Genomic DNA, 16,906 nt, shown 5'->3' with positions numbered 1-16,906 from the left:
TCAAGCTGTTTTCACGGTAAAAGAAGGTACGGAAGTACCGGTTTTAGTACTGAATTTTCAGATAAAGTCCCTGGCGATTCTGATAGCCTGCATTCTGTCATGTGTTCCGAGTTTGGAATATATCAGGCTCACATGATTTTTCACCGTCTGTTCGGCTATAAACAGTTCATCGGCGATTTCCCTGTTATTCATCCCGCCCGTGATCAGTTTCAAAACCTGTTTTTCCCTGTTGCTCAGTTCCGACATCCAGGCGGGTTTCTCTTTCGGTAATTCGGGAAGAGGGGAGTCATGGGTGAGATGTTCGATTATGGAAGGGGAGATAAGCACCAGTCCGCTTTCAGCCGCTCTGATCGAAGAAATGAGCTTTTCCGGCGGAGTGTTTTTCAGCAGATAGCCGGTGGCGCCGTTTTTAAGAGCATTGTGAATGTAATTGTCATCGTCGAAAGTCGTCAGCATGATGACGATGATAGACGGATGTTTTTCTTTGATGATTTTTAACGCTTCCACGCCGTTCATCTCCGGCATGCGGATATCCATAAGGATGATGCGGGGACTGTGTATCTCCGCCATATGGACAGCTTCCTTTCCGTTGGCGGCGATACTGACCACTTCCAGGTCGTCGCTTCTGGTTTCCAGCACGGTCTTCAGGCTTTCGGCGAAGAGCAGCTGATCATCTACAATGAGAATTTTTGTTTTAGTCATCGTTCTCCCAGGGAATTTTGGCGCTGAGGGAAAAACCGAGGTAGGTATTGCCGTAATCGAGGGTGCCGCCCACTTCAGCCAGCCGTTCGGACATCCCTTTCAATCCGATCCCCTGCTCGATGTTCAGGCTTCCCCTGCCGTCGTCTTCCACATTGATATGGATTATATTATCGTTAAGCCAGAAATGTATATCTATATTTTTCGCGTCCCCGTGGGTCAGGGCGTTGGTCATCCCCTCCTGGAGGAAACGGTAGATCGTATGGTCCACATTCCGCCCCAGTGCCCGGGGAAGATTCCCGTACTCGACGCGCACTTCGACGCCGGTCGATTCGCGGAAAATGTCGGTCAGGTTTTTTATCGCTTCTATGCTTCCCGACTTTTTCAGTTTCGTGTTTCTCAGAACCCTCAAAGCCTGGCGGATGTCCTCATGGCCCGTTTTGATGATCCCGAGAGCCTGATGGAGCAGTTTTTCCAGCTTAACCGGATCGGTTTTTATCAGGTCCGTGCTGGCTTCGAGCATCATGAGCAGATTGGTCAGTGTATAACCTACTGTGTCGTGGATTTCCCTTGTCATTTTCAGTCTTTCGTTAATGATGCTTTTCTCTTCCGCCAGATTGGCGTACTGCTGAAGGCCCTGGTTGGCTGTCGTCAGTTTCCGTATAACCAGCTTCTGGTTGTTGATCACTTCCTTATGGGCGATCAGCAGATCATAGGCGATTTTTATGATAATGCTCAGACCGGCTATAATGAGAATGAGAATGAACAGGGACAGTTTCAGCTCCCAGGTTCGGGGCACCGGTTCCATGCCCCATAAGGTGTCGTTGTGATCCGTCAGCAGAGTCGTCATCATCAGAATGAAGGATAGAAACGTCAGCTCCGCAGTGGATAACAGATGGATTCCTTCGAGCATCATAATCAGCAGCAGAAAAAACTCGAACCAGATGTTCTGGCTGAAGGGCTTGGTCATCAGATATTTGCAGCCCAGCTGGAACATATAGATAAACGCCAGAAAAGTCCCTTTCGCCGGTATGATGAAAATGACGAGAGAGGAAATCAGGTTGGCGATCAGAATGGCCAGAAACTGCATTTGCCAGCTGTCGGGGAGATTGAAATTCCCTCTTCCCAGCAGAAAGAGAAATAGAATAGCGAAATTGCAGAGAAGGATCATGGAGAAAAGAACCCATTTCCTCAATTTCCTGTTGAATATCAGTATGCCGCTTTCCATTACTCTTGTATTTAAACCGGTAAATGCGGACTAGTCAAATATAGTCGCACTTTAAATACCGGACTCTTTGGCCGAAAATATATAGTATCAGAGCAAGGAGTATCATTGAGGTTAGGAATATACATCGCCACTCTTCTATCAGCCATTCTCATAAATGCACCTTTATGGAGTGAGGATTCATTCCATATCCTGCTTTTGAATTCCTATCATAAAGGCTATCTCTGGACTGATGATATAACCAGGGGAATAGAAGATACTTTCCGGGATGAGAATATCGACCTTCATGTGGAATACCTCGACACAAAGCGATTTTTCGACGATCAGTACTTCAATCACCTTACAGATCTTATCGCACTCAAGCACAGTTCCTACTCCTACGATGCCGTCATCGCTTCTGATAATAACGCCTTTAACTATTTCCGGGAGAAAGGCGCGGCCGTTTTTCCAGGCGTCCCTTTCTTCTTCTGCGGATATAATTATCTGAACGTCAATGATCTGGCGGGAATGAAGAATGTAACGGGAGTCAATGAGCGGGCAGATATAGCTAGGAACATCAGCCTTATCGAGACGATTCATAAAGATGTGGATAAAATTCTCATCATTTCCGATGATACGGCGACGGGTTTGAAAATCAACAGCGAGGTCGGGAATATCATAAACCGGAGAAAAAGCGATGAAACTCCACTCGAACTCATTCACAGCGTTACCATGAAAGCTCTCAGGGAAAAGCTAGCGGCACTTCCGGAGGGAACTGTCGTCATTCTGACCGTTTTCGCGAGAGATGCGGAGGGAACCTTTTTTGAATTCGATGAAAACGTCCGCATCATTTCCGAAGCATCGGCGGTTCCTGTTTACGGTACCTGGACATTTCAACTGGGGAACGGTATTGTCGGCGGTTACCTGGTCGACGCCTACCAGCAGGGGACTGAGGTCGCGGAAATGGCTTTGCTGTCCCTTAAGGGAGTGGAGACCGAGTTGATTCCCGTAGAATACGAAACTCCGGTTTCTCTCCAGTTCGATTACAGAGAACTGGAGAGAAGAGGGATCAGCCGCCTCTCGCTCCCTGATGATGCAGCCGTCTTTTATCACCCCGACAGTTTCTTCGAGCGTTATAAAAATATCCTTATAATGATCTCCGCTGGATTCATTCTGTTTGTAATTGCCTTTCTGGCCGTTCTCTACGGGCTGATGCTGTCCCGGAGGGCTGAGCGGAAAGTGAGGAAACACGAGAAAGAGCTACTCAGGGAGAAGAGCTATGTTCAGCGGATAATCAACAATTCCCCGAGTCTCATCTGCGGACTGGATAATGAAGGAACTGTCGTTTTCATCAACCCTGTTATCGAGAAGATTACCGGGTACAGGGAAGAAGAGATAATCGGAAAAAACTTCTGGAAACTTTTTTATCCCCGCGAAGAGTTTGAACAGGTGCGCCGGCTGCTGAAGGATTCGGTGGACGGGGTTGTCGTTGATTATGAAATGATCCTGACGGCAAAAAACGGTGATAAGAGAACCATTGTCTGGAACAGCTTTTCCCGTAAAGACGGCGAAGGTAAGATAACCGGATACCTGGGATTCGGCTATGATATCAGCAGGTTGAAAGAAGCGGAAAAAAGTCTCCATGAAGCCAACCGGGAGTTGACCAGCCACCGGGACCACCTGGAAGATCTTGTCGCCGACAGAACGATGGAGCTGGAGATCTCTCTGGAACATCTGAAGCATGCTCAGAAGAAGCTTGTGGAAGCGGAAAAAATGGCCGCTCTCGGCGGTCTGGTGGCGGGTGTGGCTCATGAAATCAACACGCCTGTCGGAATCGGGGTTACGGCAGCATCTCATCTGGAAGAGGCTATAAAGGAATTCGATCAGCTCTATCTGGAAAATAAAGCGTCAAAGCGGGATTTTGACCGTTTTATCAAACTCAGCCGGGAGAGCTCGGCGATGATCCTCTCCAACATGAAAAGGGCTTCCAACCTCATTCAAAGCTTCAAGCAGGTCGCAGTGGACCAATCGAGCCGGGAGATTAGAACATTCTCTATCAGCCGGTATATCGATGAAGTTCTTATGAGTCTGCACGCTCAGCTGCGCCGCACACCCTTTACAGTCGAAGTCATCTGTCCTGAAGATTTTCAAGTCACAACATATCCCGGTGCTTTGTCCCAGATTCTGACGAATCTGATTATGAATTCCATAACTCACGGATTCGAAGGGCTGGAGAGCGGCCGTATCAAAATTGACGTTAAGAAAGCGGATGAGAACGTCCTGATTATTTTCAGCGATACGGGGAAGGGCATTTCCGAAGACAATCTGAAGAGGATATTCGATCCCTTCTTTACGACCCGCCGCGGTACGGGAGGAAGCGGCCTGGGCATGAATATTGTCTACAATCTGGTAACGCAGTCTCTCGGCGGACAGATCAGCTGCACCAGCACGGTCGGTGAGGGAACATGGTTCGAACTGGAGTTTCCCGCAAGGATCGATGAGAATAAAAGGGGACCGGAGTCCCCTTCGTCCTAAGCGGATTTACCCGCCGCATTAATGTCAATCATCAATCACCTCCCCGCCGATTCGGCACCGGATGCAAAACCGACTTAATTCTTCTTTTCCGGTGTCTTAACCATATCCCCGCTTTCGGTCTTTCGATAGGGAAAGTTTATTTTTACCCAATTTTTATAGGTAAAGTTCGTTATAATCGATCTTTCTCTTTTACAAATCTTTTTGAATGCACTATAGTATTCAGTAATCTATTCACTAATGGAGGTTTATTAAATGATCATAACTCGAATAAAAGTAGCTACTGCGCAGGTATGGATCTGCCTGTCCTGAAAAGGAAAGGTTAATAGTAAACTTTTCACCTCTCCTCATTCAGGTCAAGGCAGTCGCTTTTGTGATTAAAAATGAGGAAAAACAATATGTCATACATAAAAGCGGAAGAGCATCTTCCGGCTGAACTTATCCGAGAGATACAGAAGTATGTCCAGGGTGCGCAAATTTATATTCCCGGACTGGCGGATCAACGTCTGTCCTGGGGAGAAAAGAACGGCACCAGAGAGAAACTCGAACACCGGAATAACAGCATTCGCAAAATGAAGAACTCCGGCTGGAAAATCGATGATCTCGCTGACCATTTCAATCTTTCGTCCGACAGCATCAGAAAAATTCTCTATAAGCGCTCCAAAGAACGGAAAGCTTCATAGAAGAAACCGAGTTCGTTTACATTTGGTTCACATTTTCCGGTTAATTTCTAAATCAGAAAATAACTTTGAAGGAGTTTCAAATGAAAAAAGAATTTCTGGTTTTACTGATGATTGCGGGTTCGGTGATGTTTTTATCAGCCGAAGGGAAACAGGATAATGATGACGTTCAGTACTATGGCAGGGGCCCCGGAATGATGGGCGGTTACCGTTACAGCGATGAAGACGCTGCAAAGTGGATTGAAGATAGAGATGCCGCCAGGCAGGAATACTTCGATTCACTTGATACGGTATCGGTCACCGGGGCTCTTTCACTTGTGAACGGAGAACTCCCCTACATTGAAAGCGAAGGAACAAAGTACACGGTTATGGCCCCCTGGGCATATCTTGATGATCTGGAGCTGACTGACGGAATGAACGTTTCGCTCGAAGGATATCTGATGCCCGGACCTCCCCTCCAGTGGGATGATGCCGAACAGACCCTTATGGTTACCAAAGCTGTCATTAATGGTGAAGAGATTGAAATCGATCATCCCATGGACGGATCCGCTTATGGCGGCCCCATGGCCGGAAGAGGCGGTTTCGGCGGCAACATGGGCGGACGCGGATCCAGAGGCGGCGCCATGATGGGCGGCCGCAGATTTCAGTAATTCATCTGATCATATATAAATAGTCCGGACTCCCCGATGCGGGGGCTCCGGATGCATAGAGCCGCAATCGTATGATTGTGACCGGGCCCGGTTTTTATAGTACAATAGAGATAATATGAAAAAAATTCTTGTAGCCGATGACGAAGAAAAAATCAGAAAAATGATCTGCGACTACCTTGAAGCAGTTGGTTATGAAACTGTCACTGCTGTTGACGGTATCGATGCTATCACCCGGACTGTCACGGAAAACCCCGATCTCATCATACTGGATATTATGATGCCGGGACTGGACGGTTTCGACAGCACGCGACGCATCCGGGAAAAGACAGATGTTCCCATCATTATGGTAACGGCCCGTGCCGAGGAAGCGGACAAGCTCATGGGGCTGGATGTTGGGGCTGATGATTATATCGTCAAGCCTTTCAGTTTGAAAGAGCTGGCCGCCAGAATCCGCGCTGTCCTGAGAAGAGCCGACAAGTCTCAGAGCGCTGAGGAAGATGAGAAGACTCCTTCGGTCATAACTGTAAAGGATATCCGTCTGGACAGCGAAAAAATGTCGGTCTACCGCGACGGAGAGCGACTTGATCTCACATCGGTCCAGTTTGAGATTTTCAAGCTTCTCATCTCTCATCCGGGACGGGTTTTTACGAGAATGCAATTGTTAAACGCCTTTCAGGAGGATGCTTTCGAAGGCTACGAGAGAACCATAGATGTACATATCAAAAACATCAGGAAAGCCGTGGAGAGGACTCCTTCCAAACCGGAATATATAGAAACGGTCTGGGGAACGGGATACCGCTTCGCCGAGGAGACCGGCTGATATGTTCAGGCTTCGAACCCGTATCATGATCTCTTTTTCCCTTATCATCGTAATCGGAACCATATTAATGGTTACGATCATCAATATTACGACCCGGACGGGCTACCGTTCTTTTGCAGAACAGAACGACATAGATATCGCCCGATCCATGACCATTCCTCTCGAAGAATATTATACAGGAACAGGCAGCTGGGACGGCGTGGAGTCAATTCTCCTTTTCCCTCTGAACCGCACCAGTCAGATGCGGGGGATGATGGGCCGCAATCCCGGTCCGGGAGGCAGAACCGGCGGTATGCTGCCCCATATTATCCTGACGGACAGCTCCGGCCGCGTTCTGATCAACACAGACCCACAGATATCTGAAGACAGAGACCGCTATTCCCGCGACGAGCTGGAAAAAGCCAGTAAGATTATTGTGAATAACCGGACAGTGGGATATTTGCTGGTCGGAACGATGATTCATCAGGGGCTGACAGTCAGCGAACAGATTTTTCTCAACAAGACCATGGTCGTTATTCTGGCCGTATCGCTGCTCATACTGACCGCATCTATTATCGCCTCATGGCTTATAGCTTCGCGGCTGTCAGGACCGGTCTCCCAGATGTCCCTGGCAGCTCAAAAGGTCCGGGGCGGCGATCTTTCCACACGGGTGAGCGTTTGGGGCCATGACGAACTCTCAGAGCTCTCAGGGTCTTTCAACGAAATGGTTCAGACCCTCGAAAAGAACGATAGGTGGAGGAAGCAGATCATAGCCGATTCAGCTCATGAGCTCAGGACTCCGGTCAGTTTGATTCAGGGGAATCTGGAAATGATTCTGGACGGATTGTATAAGGCTGATGAAGAGCGGCTTCGCGGCATATATGATGAAACTCTGGTGCTTTCCAGGCTTATCGAGGAACTGCAGCTGCTTTCCAGCGCTGAATCGGGAACCATGAATCTGAATCTGGAAGAGATCGATCCGGAAGCTCTTCTCGATAATGTCCTGAAGGTTTTTACTGCCGGTGCTGAGAAATCCCGGATCGAATTGAGAAACAGGCTGGAGGGGACATCAGAGCCCTTATCGGGAGATTATCAGAAACTGAAACAGGTTTTCGCCAATGTTCTGGCCAATGCTTTCCGCCATACACCCGAAGGTGGCTTTATAGAAATCAGAAGTCATATGGATGGGAAAAACCTTACTATTGAAATCGAGGATAGCGGTCCGGGAATCCCTCCGGAGGATCTGGAAAAAATTTTTGAAAGATTTTATCGGACCGATAGCGGCAGAAACCGGAATCACGGCGGATCAGGTCTGGGGCTGGCAATCAGCCGCGAAATAATCAGACTCCATGGCGGGAAGATCAGGGCTGCATCGCCGGAAGGGAAAGGGGCGATAATTTTAATTTCTCTGCCTTTTAAAAATCGGTAATGCCATTTATTATATAGTGTAACTAATTAAAACGAGGTCACTATGAAACTTTACCGGAAGGCTTTGCCTATTCTCCTGTTCGCGGGAGTTTTATTCTCTCTTTCTGCAGAAGGTATTGAACACACCACTTCAATCGGAGCGGAGTTCGCCTATTATTTCGACAATAACCAGGGCTGGGGACAGGACGGGGGTTTTCTTCCCTTATCCTATTCTCCTGTTTCGGCTCCCGTCGGGTTTTCCTATGCGGCTGATGATTACGGCGCCACACTTACGCAAGATGAGAAGCGCACTCTCGGTTCGGGATGGGGCTCCGTCGAGCTCCAGACCTATCTGAAGCACCGGATCAAATTGCCCTTTCTCCAGGGCGATAACGCGCTCATCGCCGATAATAACGCTACTGTCAATCTCGATCTCTATGTAGCTCCCGTCGCGCTGTACGGAAGAGCATCGGTGACCATAACGCCCATAGCTTTCCTCAACTTCAATATCGGGGGACTGATCGGAACGGGATGGAATGCCGCCATTTTCAACGGCGTGGGAGATAATGTCAATGGACAGATTATGACCGATTCTTTTCCCGGTGCGGTAACGGAGCTTTTCTCTTCCGCTACTTTTCAGTTCGATCTTGCCGCGCTGGTTCCCGGAGAGTGGAATCATGTGGTAACCCAGATCAACGGGAAATTTAAATACAGCTGGTTTTCTTCCGACCACGCTCAGGATGACGGCACTGGAAATCCCGGCCCCTGGCAGTGGCTGGCCGATGATGGTGAGAACCTGAACGGATGGGAATATGAGGGCACTTATTTTCTCGGTTATCAGATGCCGCTGGTTATCGATACTGTCGGCTTTCTCGTGGAAACAAGCCAGTTCCTCGGTTCAAACAGTCTTCTCTCCCCAATGGCGGGGCCCGATGGCGATGTCAGTACAACTGCAGATAACGGATGGGGGTCGGATTTTATAGCCGTGACATTCGGTCCGCTTATGAATTTCTCATTTAATGATCATCACAGCCTGGCAGTTCTCGTTCAGTTCAAAACAGGACGGGATTACACGGATGATACGATTTTCAACGAATATTACCAGAATAGAGCTTATGAAGCGACTTACACGAAATTTCACCGTATAGCTCTGGCCTATAATTACAAGTTTTAATCAGGGAAAGACAGGGGGATTTTTTCTTCCTGTCTTTCTGTATCAATTCAGAGAAAATTTTAATGATGACCGTTCGGCAAACTGCTCACGGGCCAGTTCTATCAACCGGTCGAGCAATTCTCCGTAGGGGAGTCCTCCCACGTCGCACATCATGGAAAACATGCTGATGCTCGTAAATCCCGGAATGGTATTCACTTCATTGAGGATAATTCTTCCCTTTTCCTCCACAAAGAAATCGACACGGGCAAAACCTCTCAGATCCAGAACTTCATAGGCTTTCCGGGCTATTGATTTCAGACTCTCAGCTGTTTTCTCTTCCAGTTCCGCGGGAATGATGAGGAGGGCACCGTCGGGGTCTATGTACTTGGCTTCGTAATCATAAAATGCGTGGGTCGGGGCGATTTCTCCCGGAGGAAAGGCGCTGGTCTCATGGTTTCCGATTACAGAGCATTCTACCTCTTTCCCTTTTACGGCCCTCTCAACAATGGCCTTCGTGTCGAATTGAAGAGCGAAAAGAATGGCTTCCTCCAGCTGGTCTTTCCCTTCGACCCGCGATACGCCGAGGGAGGATCCGGCCATGGCCGGCTTGACAAAAAGGGGAAGACCCAGTTCATCGACCAGTTTCCCGTTAACTGCCTCCCGCTCTTTTTCGTTATATTCGAATTTCCTCACTGTCCTGAAGGGGATGATATCGATTCCATGGCTTTTCCAGATAATTTTAGCCATCTCCTTATCCATACCCAGATAACTGCCGCCTGTTGTCGCTCCGGCATAGGGGAAACCGCACATCTCCATGAGCCCCTGAAGGGTTCCGTCTTCTCCGAAAGTTCCATGTATGACAGGGAAAACCGCATAGGGCTTGATAATTTCTCCTCTGCACAGAAGTCCCTGCATGGGCAGGAGGCTGACAAGTCTGTCTGTCTCCTCTGCGAGGGGAAGAGTTTCGCATTCCTCAGATGGATTATCCTGAACATACCAGAGACCCTCTTTTGAAAGGGCTATAAGCGTCACGTTGTATCGCTGTTTATCGAGGTGATTGTAGACCGATGCGGCTGACCGGAGAGAGACTTCGTGCTCTCCGCTCCGTCCGCCGTAGAGAAGAATCAGTTCATTTTTCATAGTAATTGATTATACACGCAAAGGCTTTGCTTTCCCATATGTATTCATTCTGATATGATTAGTCCATGGAATTTTTTGCCAATAAAATGATTTGGTCCGCCTTCTGGGCCATGGTAATCGCACAGATCCTCAAGGTTGTTATCATTCTGATATTCGAGCGGCGGATAGACCTGCAGCGCATTAAAGAGACAGGAGGCATGCCCTCCAGTCATTCGGCGACCGTGGCCGCTCTGACAACGACCTGCGGCATATTGTACGGTGTCGGAAGTCCTTCTTTCGCAATCTGTATCGTATTCGGATCTCTGGTTATACACGATGCCACGGGTGTCCGTCGGGCCGCGGGCGAACATGCTGTTATCCTGAACAATCTTGTCGCCGAACTATCCCATCTCCTGGAGGAGGGAAAAAACGAGAAGGCTCTTAAAACTCTGCTCGGCCATACCTATCCCCAGGTTCTCGCGGGAACGATTCTCGGAGTAATTGTCGGTTTCCTTTTCAGCGGACTGCCGGAATTCAGCTTTTAGAATCCCTATGCCGATACGGTTCGGCTTCTATCTCTTTTTATGGTTTATTATTTGTAAAGATTGTGGATCAGTTCTCTATTGGCGAAAAGCCTGTTGAGCATCATTCCCGCCGCTCCGTAAGCCACAGCCGATTTCCCGAAAGAAGAATAGTGTATGTCGCACTTGTCCACATCTTTGTAAGCCCAGTTCTGCTGTATGCAGTCTTTCAGAACAGGTGTAAAGCGGTTTTTGTGTTTTTCGATATCTCCGCCCAGGAAAATATGGTTCAGGTTCAAGGTGTTAACCAGAAAGGCCAGATGCTTAGACAGCTCAAGAGCGAACCGGTCGAAAACTTCCTCTTTTTCTTCAACCAGAAACGAATCTTCATCGGCGATGGAAAACTGGCTGAGTTTGTTATCGGAGCCTTCAATACTCCGGAACTCTCCGGCTGAATGGTTCTGCCCGTAATGGAGTTTGCCGTTAAAGACGAAGCCTATTCCGACAGATATTCCATGGGTGGTATCCTCGTTCATGGAGTCGTTACCATGGAATTCCACGAGAACGAAGAGAAAATTCTTAAGAGAGCGCCCTCTGTGAAAAACCATTTCTCCCCAGCAGCAGGCATTGGCGTCATTTTCCACCGTGATCGGCGTTTCTGAATTCACCTGTATTTCTTTCTGCACTGGAAAATTTTCCACATTGAGAGGGATGGACTGGAGTATTGTTCCCGTATCGGAATCGACGATACCGGTGGTTCCGATTCCCGTCCCGAGAAGGGGGGGATTTTCTTTTTCCGAGTTACACAGATCTTCGATAATATCGAAGTAGTGTTTCAGAAAATTATCCTGATTGATGGAAACTTTTCGGTAAACCGATGTTATGACATCTCCTTCCAGGTCGATAAGAACGGCCTGATAGAAGTTGGGATGCATTTCGATACCCGCGACAGAACCGAAAAGCTTGTTGATTTTGAGCTTGACCGGTTTTCTTCCCCCTTTGGGCCCGGCTTCACCTTCTTCTATCTCCATCACATAGTTTTTTTCGATCAGATTGTTGACGATGACCGTAACTGTCGATTTGTCCAGTTTCAGCTTTTTGGCTATATCGATCCGGCTGATTCCCTGGTTGCTCCAGATGGTCTTGAGCACATTGGATGTGTTTATTATCTTTGTTATTTTAACTGCCATATTTTTTATCTTATTTGTTCAGTCAAACTATCTCTGAAAGAACGGTTATTTCAGTTGGTTTTAAAACCAACTAATATGATTATAGACCCAATTGGGGATTGGTCAAGTAAAAACAATCAAAATGAGGGGATTCAACGGTATCCCATCTCTTTCAACAGTTCTTCGACCACTGAAATTTCATCCCAGGGGTGGTGACCGTCAGCGTATTCGATACTCCCTTCATGGCCTTTTCCCAGGGTTATAACCATATCGCCTTTGCCGGCCAGCTCAAGAGCTTTTCTGATAGCTTCTCTGCGGTCGGGTATCAAAAACAGATCTTTTCCTTCGGTCTTGTTCTTTATACCCGATCGGATTTCCCTGATTATGGTCATGCTGTCTTCCAGCCTGGGGTCTTCGTCGGTGACAATGATGATGTCGCTGAAAGAATCGGCAATTCGTCCCTGGATCGGTCTTTTTTCCGTATCCCGCTCACCGCCCGACCCGAAGAGTGTTATGAGTTTATTGCGTGCCGCCTTGCGGAAAAGGGGAAAAACTTTTTCGTAGGCTCCCGGAGTATGGGCATAGTCCACATAGACGTCAAAAGGCTGGGAGCCTTCAATATGTGCCATGCGGCCTTTAACGCTTTTCAGCTCCGGAACAGCTTTTAAAATAGTTGCAAAATCTATCCCGGAGATCTGTTCGACAGCGGCCAGGGCGGCCATGGTGTTTTCTATATTGATCAGTCCGGGAATATTGAGCCGCAGGGGAAAGGCTTTGCCGGCTTTATAAAGCGTGAAGTTGGTCCCTTTCGAATCGGGACGGGCATCAGCCGCATAATAATCGGCTTCTTCCGATACGGTGCTGTAAAAGAGTTTTACCGGCGCCGGGGAAGCTTCTTCGAATACCCTGTAGTTTTCATCATCTCTATTGATGACGGCAAAATCCTTCGCCATGCGGAAGAGGTTGGCTTTGTCGCTGCGATACTGTTCCAGAGAACCGTGAAATTCCAGGTGCTCATGAGTGACGTTTGTAAAAACAGCCCCGTTGAAGTCCACATCAGCCAGACGGCTCGTCCGATAGGACAGTCCGTGCGAGGTCGATTCGATAACGGCGAATTCCTTCCCGTTTTCAACCATTTCTCTTAAAAGACGGTGGAGAGTGGGGGCTTCGGGAGAGGATTGGCGGATGGCCGCTTTGGCAACCGAATCTCCCGTTTTATAGTTAACCGTGGAATAAAATCCGGCTTTTCTGCCGCATAGCTCCAGCAACTGATGAATCATGGAGACAGTGCTGCTCTTGCCGTCGGTTCCTGTTATGCCCACCACTTTCAGTTTCCTGGAGGGGTGGTCGTAAAAAGCCGAGGAGAGGGGCGACATGGCGCGCCGGCAGTCTTCCACTTTTACATAGGTTATATCTTTATGATAGGTATCCGGATCGTCGGAATGGACAATGGCGGCGGCTCCGGAAGCTATGGCCTTTTCAATGTATTTATGTCCATCGGTGTGAATGCCCTTCAGGGCGAAAAACATGGTCCCTTTTTCCACTTCCCGTGAATCGTAGGCCAGGGAGGATATGGTACAGTCCGCCGGACCGGTCAGTTTCAGTACATTTATATCGCTCAATAGCTCCGACAATCTTTTATTTTTCATTGGCCTATGGTATCAATAGTATAAATTTTCTTCAAGTGAGGAATTCATGTACACAGCAAGGGTGGAAGAGTGGTTCGCCGCAGCCCATTTTCTGGTAAATTTTCACGGCAAATGTGAGAATCTTCACGGCCATAATTATAAAGTAAGAGTCACCGTAAAGGGGACCGAACTCGATGAGGGGGGGATGCTCTGCGATTTCGGAATTCTTAAAAGCGCTTTAAAGGATGTTTTTAAGGAGCTTGATCACTGCAATCTCAATGATGTCCCCTTCTTTTCCGATGGTAATCCCAGCGCCGAGCGCATAGCTGAATATATTTTTATTGAAATGGAGAAACGCCTCGACATCGAACCGGCAGCTCTGTCTCTGGTCGAAGTCTTTGAAACTGAAAAACATGTGGCATCCTATTCCCGTCAGTGAGGAGAAGGAGACTGATCCCTACCTTACGAAACAGCTGATTGCTTATATCGGCAACAAGCGTTCTCTTCTCGGTTTTCTCGGGACTGTGTTTTCCTCTCTGGAAAATAAAGGAGACAGGACCGTTTTTTCCGATCCCTTCGCGGGAAGCGGCGCCGTGGCCAGACTGGCAAGAAAAATGGGTTACTCCGTACTGGCCAACGACTGGGAACCCTATTCGAAAATCGTCAACAGCTGCTATATCGGTATCAATAAAAGCGACCTGAAAAACCTCTTCGGAGAGTACGGAGGGGTGGAGAAGGTCTTCCGTGAGATCAATCACCTTGACGGCGAACCTTCCGATCCCTATATCAGTCGGCATTACGCTCCGGAAAACACCGAAGAAGCCGACTACCATACCGAGCGACTCTTCTACACGACGGAAAACGCCCTTTTTATCGACCGGGCCAGGACCTGGATCGAGGAGAGGTATAGCGGTTGGGATCTCGATGAAAAGCAATTGAAGGAGAAATACATTCTTCTGGCCAGCCTTCTCTACGAGGTGTCGACCCATGCCAATACATCGGGCGTTTTCAAAGCCTGCCACAAGGGGTTCGGGGGGCACGGCAAGGACGCTCTGACCCGGATTCTGGCCCCTATGGAGATGGAAATCCCCCATCTCGTTGATTCTTCTGAAAAAATGATTATCGAAAACCTGGATGCTGCGGATTTCGTTTCGCAAAACAGTTCCCATATGACCTATCTCGATCCTCCCTACAACAGCCATCAGTACGGCAGTAACTATTTTATGCTCAATACAGTGGCTCTCTGGGACAAACCGCCTGTTTCGGGAGACAGGAAAGACGACGGCCGCTTTGTGGAGAAAGCGGGAATAAGGAAAGACTGGATCCAGACCCGCAGCCCTTTCTGTTACCGGAAGGATGCCCCCGGAGCCTTTTCGGGACTTCTGGACTCCATTGATTCGCGCTATATCATGCTCAGTTACAACACCGAGGGGATAATCCCCTTCGGAGAGCTCTACGATATTATGGAGAATCAGGGGCGGACGGAACTCTACTGCCGCGACTACATTCTCTACCGCGGCGGAAAACAGAGCCTGAGTCGGCAGAACTACAATATGGAGCTGCTCCTCGTTCTGGACCGAAAGGAAAAACCGGGGAAAAGCGACCGGAAGAAGGTTGAGCGCTTTCTGCTCGAGCGGAAGCTGATAACGCTGCTCAGACGGCCTTTCCATCCGGAGAAAATGAAGACAAATTTTCCCTGCCGCAATCAATCGGTCGACCTCTCGCCCAGTCAGGACGGATCATTTCTCCTGGGAACCCGGGAGTATTATGTTTTCAGGGATATGCCTTCAACTGAGACTCTGGAAGTTCTATCAGACAGACAACTCGAAACCCTGTTCTCCCTTCTGGAAGACTCGCTTTGCGGCGACAATCAGGAAGAGGCCCGCGTTCTGATAAATCTCATGCGGCAGAGCCGGGAAGAGAAAATGAGAAACCGCTATGGTAGACGTCTCCTTCAGGTCGTGCGGAAATTCGCCTTTAAAAAATACCGTGAACTATTTGAGGAAACAGCCAGGGAGTTAGAACGTCTGATCGCTGATGAAAACAAGGTTTTTGGTTCTTTGAGCGAAGGGCTTGCGTCTATAAAGTCCATTGCCGCTATGAGGTTCCGGGGATAGATGGATCAGATCCTCTTCGAATCGGCTTACGGATCACTGACTCTGTCCCGCGGTCCTGAAGAGCGGAACCGCTCTCTGCAGGCCTGGAACAGCGCCGATCAGTATATGCTTGAAAAGATGAGTGAAGACGGAACGGAAGAGGGGAGTCATCTCCTTATTGTGAATGATAGCTTCGGCGCGTTGACAGTTCCCCTGACAGGAAAGTTCAAGGTCTACTGCTGGAACGATTCTTTTTGCGCAGAGAAACACATCAGACGCAACCTCCGGGAGAACGGGATTGATGAAAATACTGTTGTTTTTCTCTCTCCTGAAGATCATCTCCCCGGCTCCATTGATCTGGTTCTGTTGAAAAACCCCAAAAGCCTGAATTTTCTCGAATTCATCCTGCAGAGGCTGAGTCGTCAACTGCCCGAGGGAACAAAGATCCTGGCCGGAGATATGGCTCGGAATATTCACAGGTCTACAGTCTCTCTTTTCGAGAGCTTTCTGCCGGGCGCAAAGACCTCGCTTGCCTGGAAGAAAGCCAGGCTGGTGGAGGGATCCGTTTCAAGGACTGAAAGGGAAACCCTTACTCATACAGAAGGCTCTCCGGAGAAAAGCCCGGCCCGAAATCCCGACGGATCATCTGCCGGCGAAACCTTCCCTGTTGAATACAAACCGGAAGGTCTTTCATCGACCCTGGTGAATTATCCCAATCTGTTCGCATTCGGGCGGCTCGATCCCGGTTCGGCTTTTATGATCGGGAATATGCCCGAACCGGCTTCGGTTCCCCAGAGGATTGTCGATGTGGCATGTGGTGACGGCGTCCTCGCGCTGAAAGCCGCGGAACTCTGGCCGGAAGCCTCATTTCTCTGTACCGATGAATCGCGGCTGGCTGTCCGGTCGGCCCGGGAGTCTTTTGAAAGAAACGATTATGGAGACAGAGCTGAATTTATGGTGACCGACGGGCTTGAAGGCGTCGAGCCCGATCAGGCCGACCTGGTCCTCTGCAACCCTCCCTTTCACGATAACCACAGCCTGAGTACCTCAACGGCTTTGAAAATGTTTTCCCAAAGCCGCGAAGTGCTGAAGAGGGGCGGGGAGCTTTTTGTTATCGCCAACAGGCATCTGGGATATGAAAAAAGCCTGGGCAGGCTATTTTCAAAGGTTTCTGTTTTCAGGACGAATAAAAAATTCGCCATTATCCGGGCTGTGAAGTAAAAAGACCGTCGGGAATAAGGCTCCGAGC

The 16,906-nt window shown here is 48.7% G+C and carries 15 protein-coding genes; 10 read left to right on the top strand and 5 right to left on the bottom strand.

The window, feature by feature from the left end; genetic code table 11:
- Positions 1–57 precede the first annotated feature (57 nt).
- A complete protein-coding gene (locus HNR50_RS16575; RefSeq protein ID WP_184747909.1) occupies positions 58–702 on the bottom strand; it encodes a response regulator in 645 nt (214 codons plus the stop codon).
- Positions 695–1,927, bottom strand: coding sequence for a sensor histidine kinase (locus HNR50_RS16570; protein ID WP_184747908.1), 1,233 nt, complete (start codon positions 1,925–1,927; stop codon positions 695–697). Before HNR50_RS16570 ends, HNR50_RS16575 begins: the two co-directional genes overlap by 8 nt.
- 105 nt (positions 1,928–2,032) lie before the next feature.
- Between HNR50_RS16570 and HNR50_RS16565 the strand changes: the two genes are divergently transcribed.
- The 6 genes from HNR50_RS16565 (at position 2,033) to HNR50_RS16540 (ending at position 9,145) form a co-directional block, all read left to right on the top strand.
- Positions 2,033–4,438 carry a sensor histidine kinase gene (locus HNR50_RS16565; protein WP_184747907.1) on the top strand — a complete coding sequence of 802 codons (2,406 nt, stop codon included), beginning with the start codon at positions 2,033–2,035 and terminating at the stop codon, positions 4,436–4,438.
- 395 nt (positions 4,439–4,833) lie between these two features.
- Positions 4,834–5,118 carry a CD3324 family protein gene (locus tag HNR50_RS16560; protein ID WP_184747906.1) on the top strand — a complete coding sequence of 95 codons (285 nt, stop codon included), beginning with the start codon at positions 4,834–4,836 and terminating at the stop codon, positions 5,116–5,118.
- An 80-nt stretch (positions 5,119–5,198) separates the two neighbouring features.
- Positions 5,199–5,765 carry a hypothetical protein gene (locus HNR50_RS16555; protein ID WP_184747905.1) on the top strand — a complete coding sequence of 189 codons (567 nt, stop codon included), beginning with the start codon at positions 5,199–5,201 and terminating at the stop codon, positions 5,763–5,765.
- Positions 5,766–5,880: 115 nt separating this feature from the next.
- Positions 5,881–6,585 (top strand): response regulator transcription factor, encoded by a 705-nt coding sequence (locus HNR50_RS16550; protein WP_184747904.1) that lies wholly within the window; start codon positions 5,881–5,883, stop codon positions 6,583–6,585.
- Position 6,586: 1 nt separating this feature from the next.
- Complete coding sequence (locus tag HNR50_RS16545) at positions 6,587–7,993, top strand: sensor histidine kinase (RefSeq protein ID WP_184747903.1); 1,407 nt, start codon at positions 6,587–6,589, stop codon at positions 7,991–7,993.
- Between the two features lie 42 nt (positions 7,994–8,035).
- Positions 8,036–9,145, top strand: coding sequence for a hypothetical protein (locus HNR50_RS16540; RefSeq protein ID WP_184747902.1), 1,110 nt, complete (start codon positions 8,036–8,038; stop codon positions 9,143–9,145).
- 42 nt (positions 9,146–9,187) lie between these two features.
- Here the strand turns inward: HNR50_RS16540 and HNR50_RS16535 are convergent, their stop codons facing one another.
- Entirely contained in the window at positions 9,188–10,264 is a 1,077-nt protein-coding gene (locus tag HNR50_RS16535) for a D-alanine--D-alanine ligase family protein (protein WP_184747901.1), read from the bottom strand.
- A gap of 65 nt (positions 10,265–10,329) precedes the next feature.
- On the opposite strand from HNR50_RS16535, the gene HNR50_RS16530 reads away from it, so the two are divergent.
- Positions 10,330–10,788 (top strand): divergent PAP2 family protein, encoded by a 459-nt coding sequence (locus HNR50_RS16530; RefSeq protein WP_184747900.1) that lies wholly within the window; start codon positions 10,330–10,332, stop codon positions 10,786–10,788.
- Between the two features lie 47 nt (positions 10,789–10,835).
- Here the strand turns inward: HNR50_RS16530 and HNR50_RS16525 are convergent, their stop codons facing one another.
- The gene (locus HNR50_RS16525; protein WP_184747899.1) at positions 10,836–11,954 is read right to left on the bottom strand and encodes an ROK family transcriptional regulator; all 1,119 of its coding nucleotides are present in this window, start codon (positions 11,952–11,954) and stop codon (positions 10,836–10,838) included.
- 131 nt (positions 11,955–12,085) lie between these two features.
- The gene (locus tag HNR50_RS16520) at positions 12,086–13,582 is read right to left on the bottom strand and encodes a UDP-N-acetylmuramoyl-L-alanyl-D-glutamate--2,6-diaminopimelate ligase (RefSeq protein WP_184747898.1); all 1,497 of its coding nucleotides are present in this window, start codon (positions 13,580–13,582) and stop codon (positions 12,086–12,088) included.
- A gap of 46 nt (positions 13,583–13,628) precedes the next feature.
- On the opposite strand from HNR50_RS16520, the gene queD reads away from it, so the two are divergent.
- From queD to HNR50_RS16505, 3 genes are read left to right on the top strand one after another with little or no spacing between them, the layout of a single operon-like run.
- A complete protein-coding gene (gene queD / locus HNR50_RS16515) occupies positions 13,629–14,000 on the top strand; it encodes a 6-carboxytetrahydropterin synthase QueD (RefSeq protein ID WP_184747897.1) in 372 nt (123 codons plus the stop codon).
- Positions 13,975–15,678 (top strand): DNA adenine methylase, encoded by a 1,704-nt coding sequence (locus tag HNR50_RS16510; RefSeq protein WP_184747896.1) that lies wholly within the window; start codon positions 13,975–13,977, stop codon positions 15,676–15,678. Before queD ends, HNR50_RS16510 begins: the two co-directional genes overlap by 26 nt.
- Positions 15,679–16,878 carry a methyltransferase gene (locus tag HNR50_RS16505; protein WP_184747895.1) on the top strand — a complete coding sequence of 400 codons (1,200 nt, stop codon included), beginning with the start codon at positions 15,679–15,681 and terminating at the stop codon, positions 16,876–16,878.
- Positions 16,879–16,906: the final 28 nt, after the last annotated feature.

The organism is Spirochaeta isovalerica (assembly GCF_014207565.1).
GTDB lineage: Bacteria > Spirochaetota > Spirochaetia > DSM-2461 > DSM-2461 > Spirochaeta_F > Spirochaeta_F isovalerica.
Note: the sequence above shows the minus strand (reverse complement) of the source record. Positions and strands in the feature narration are given on the sequence as shown.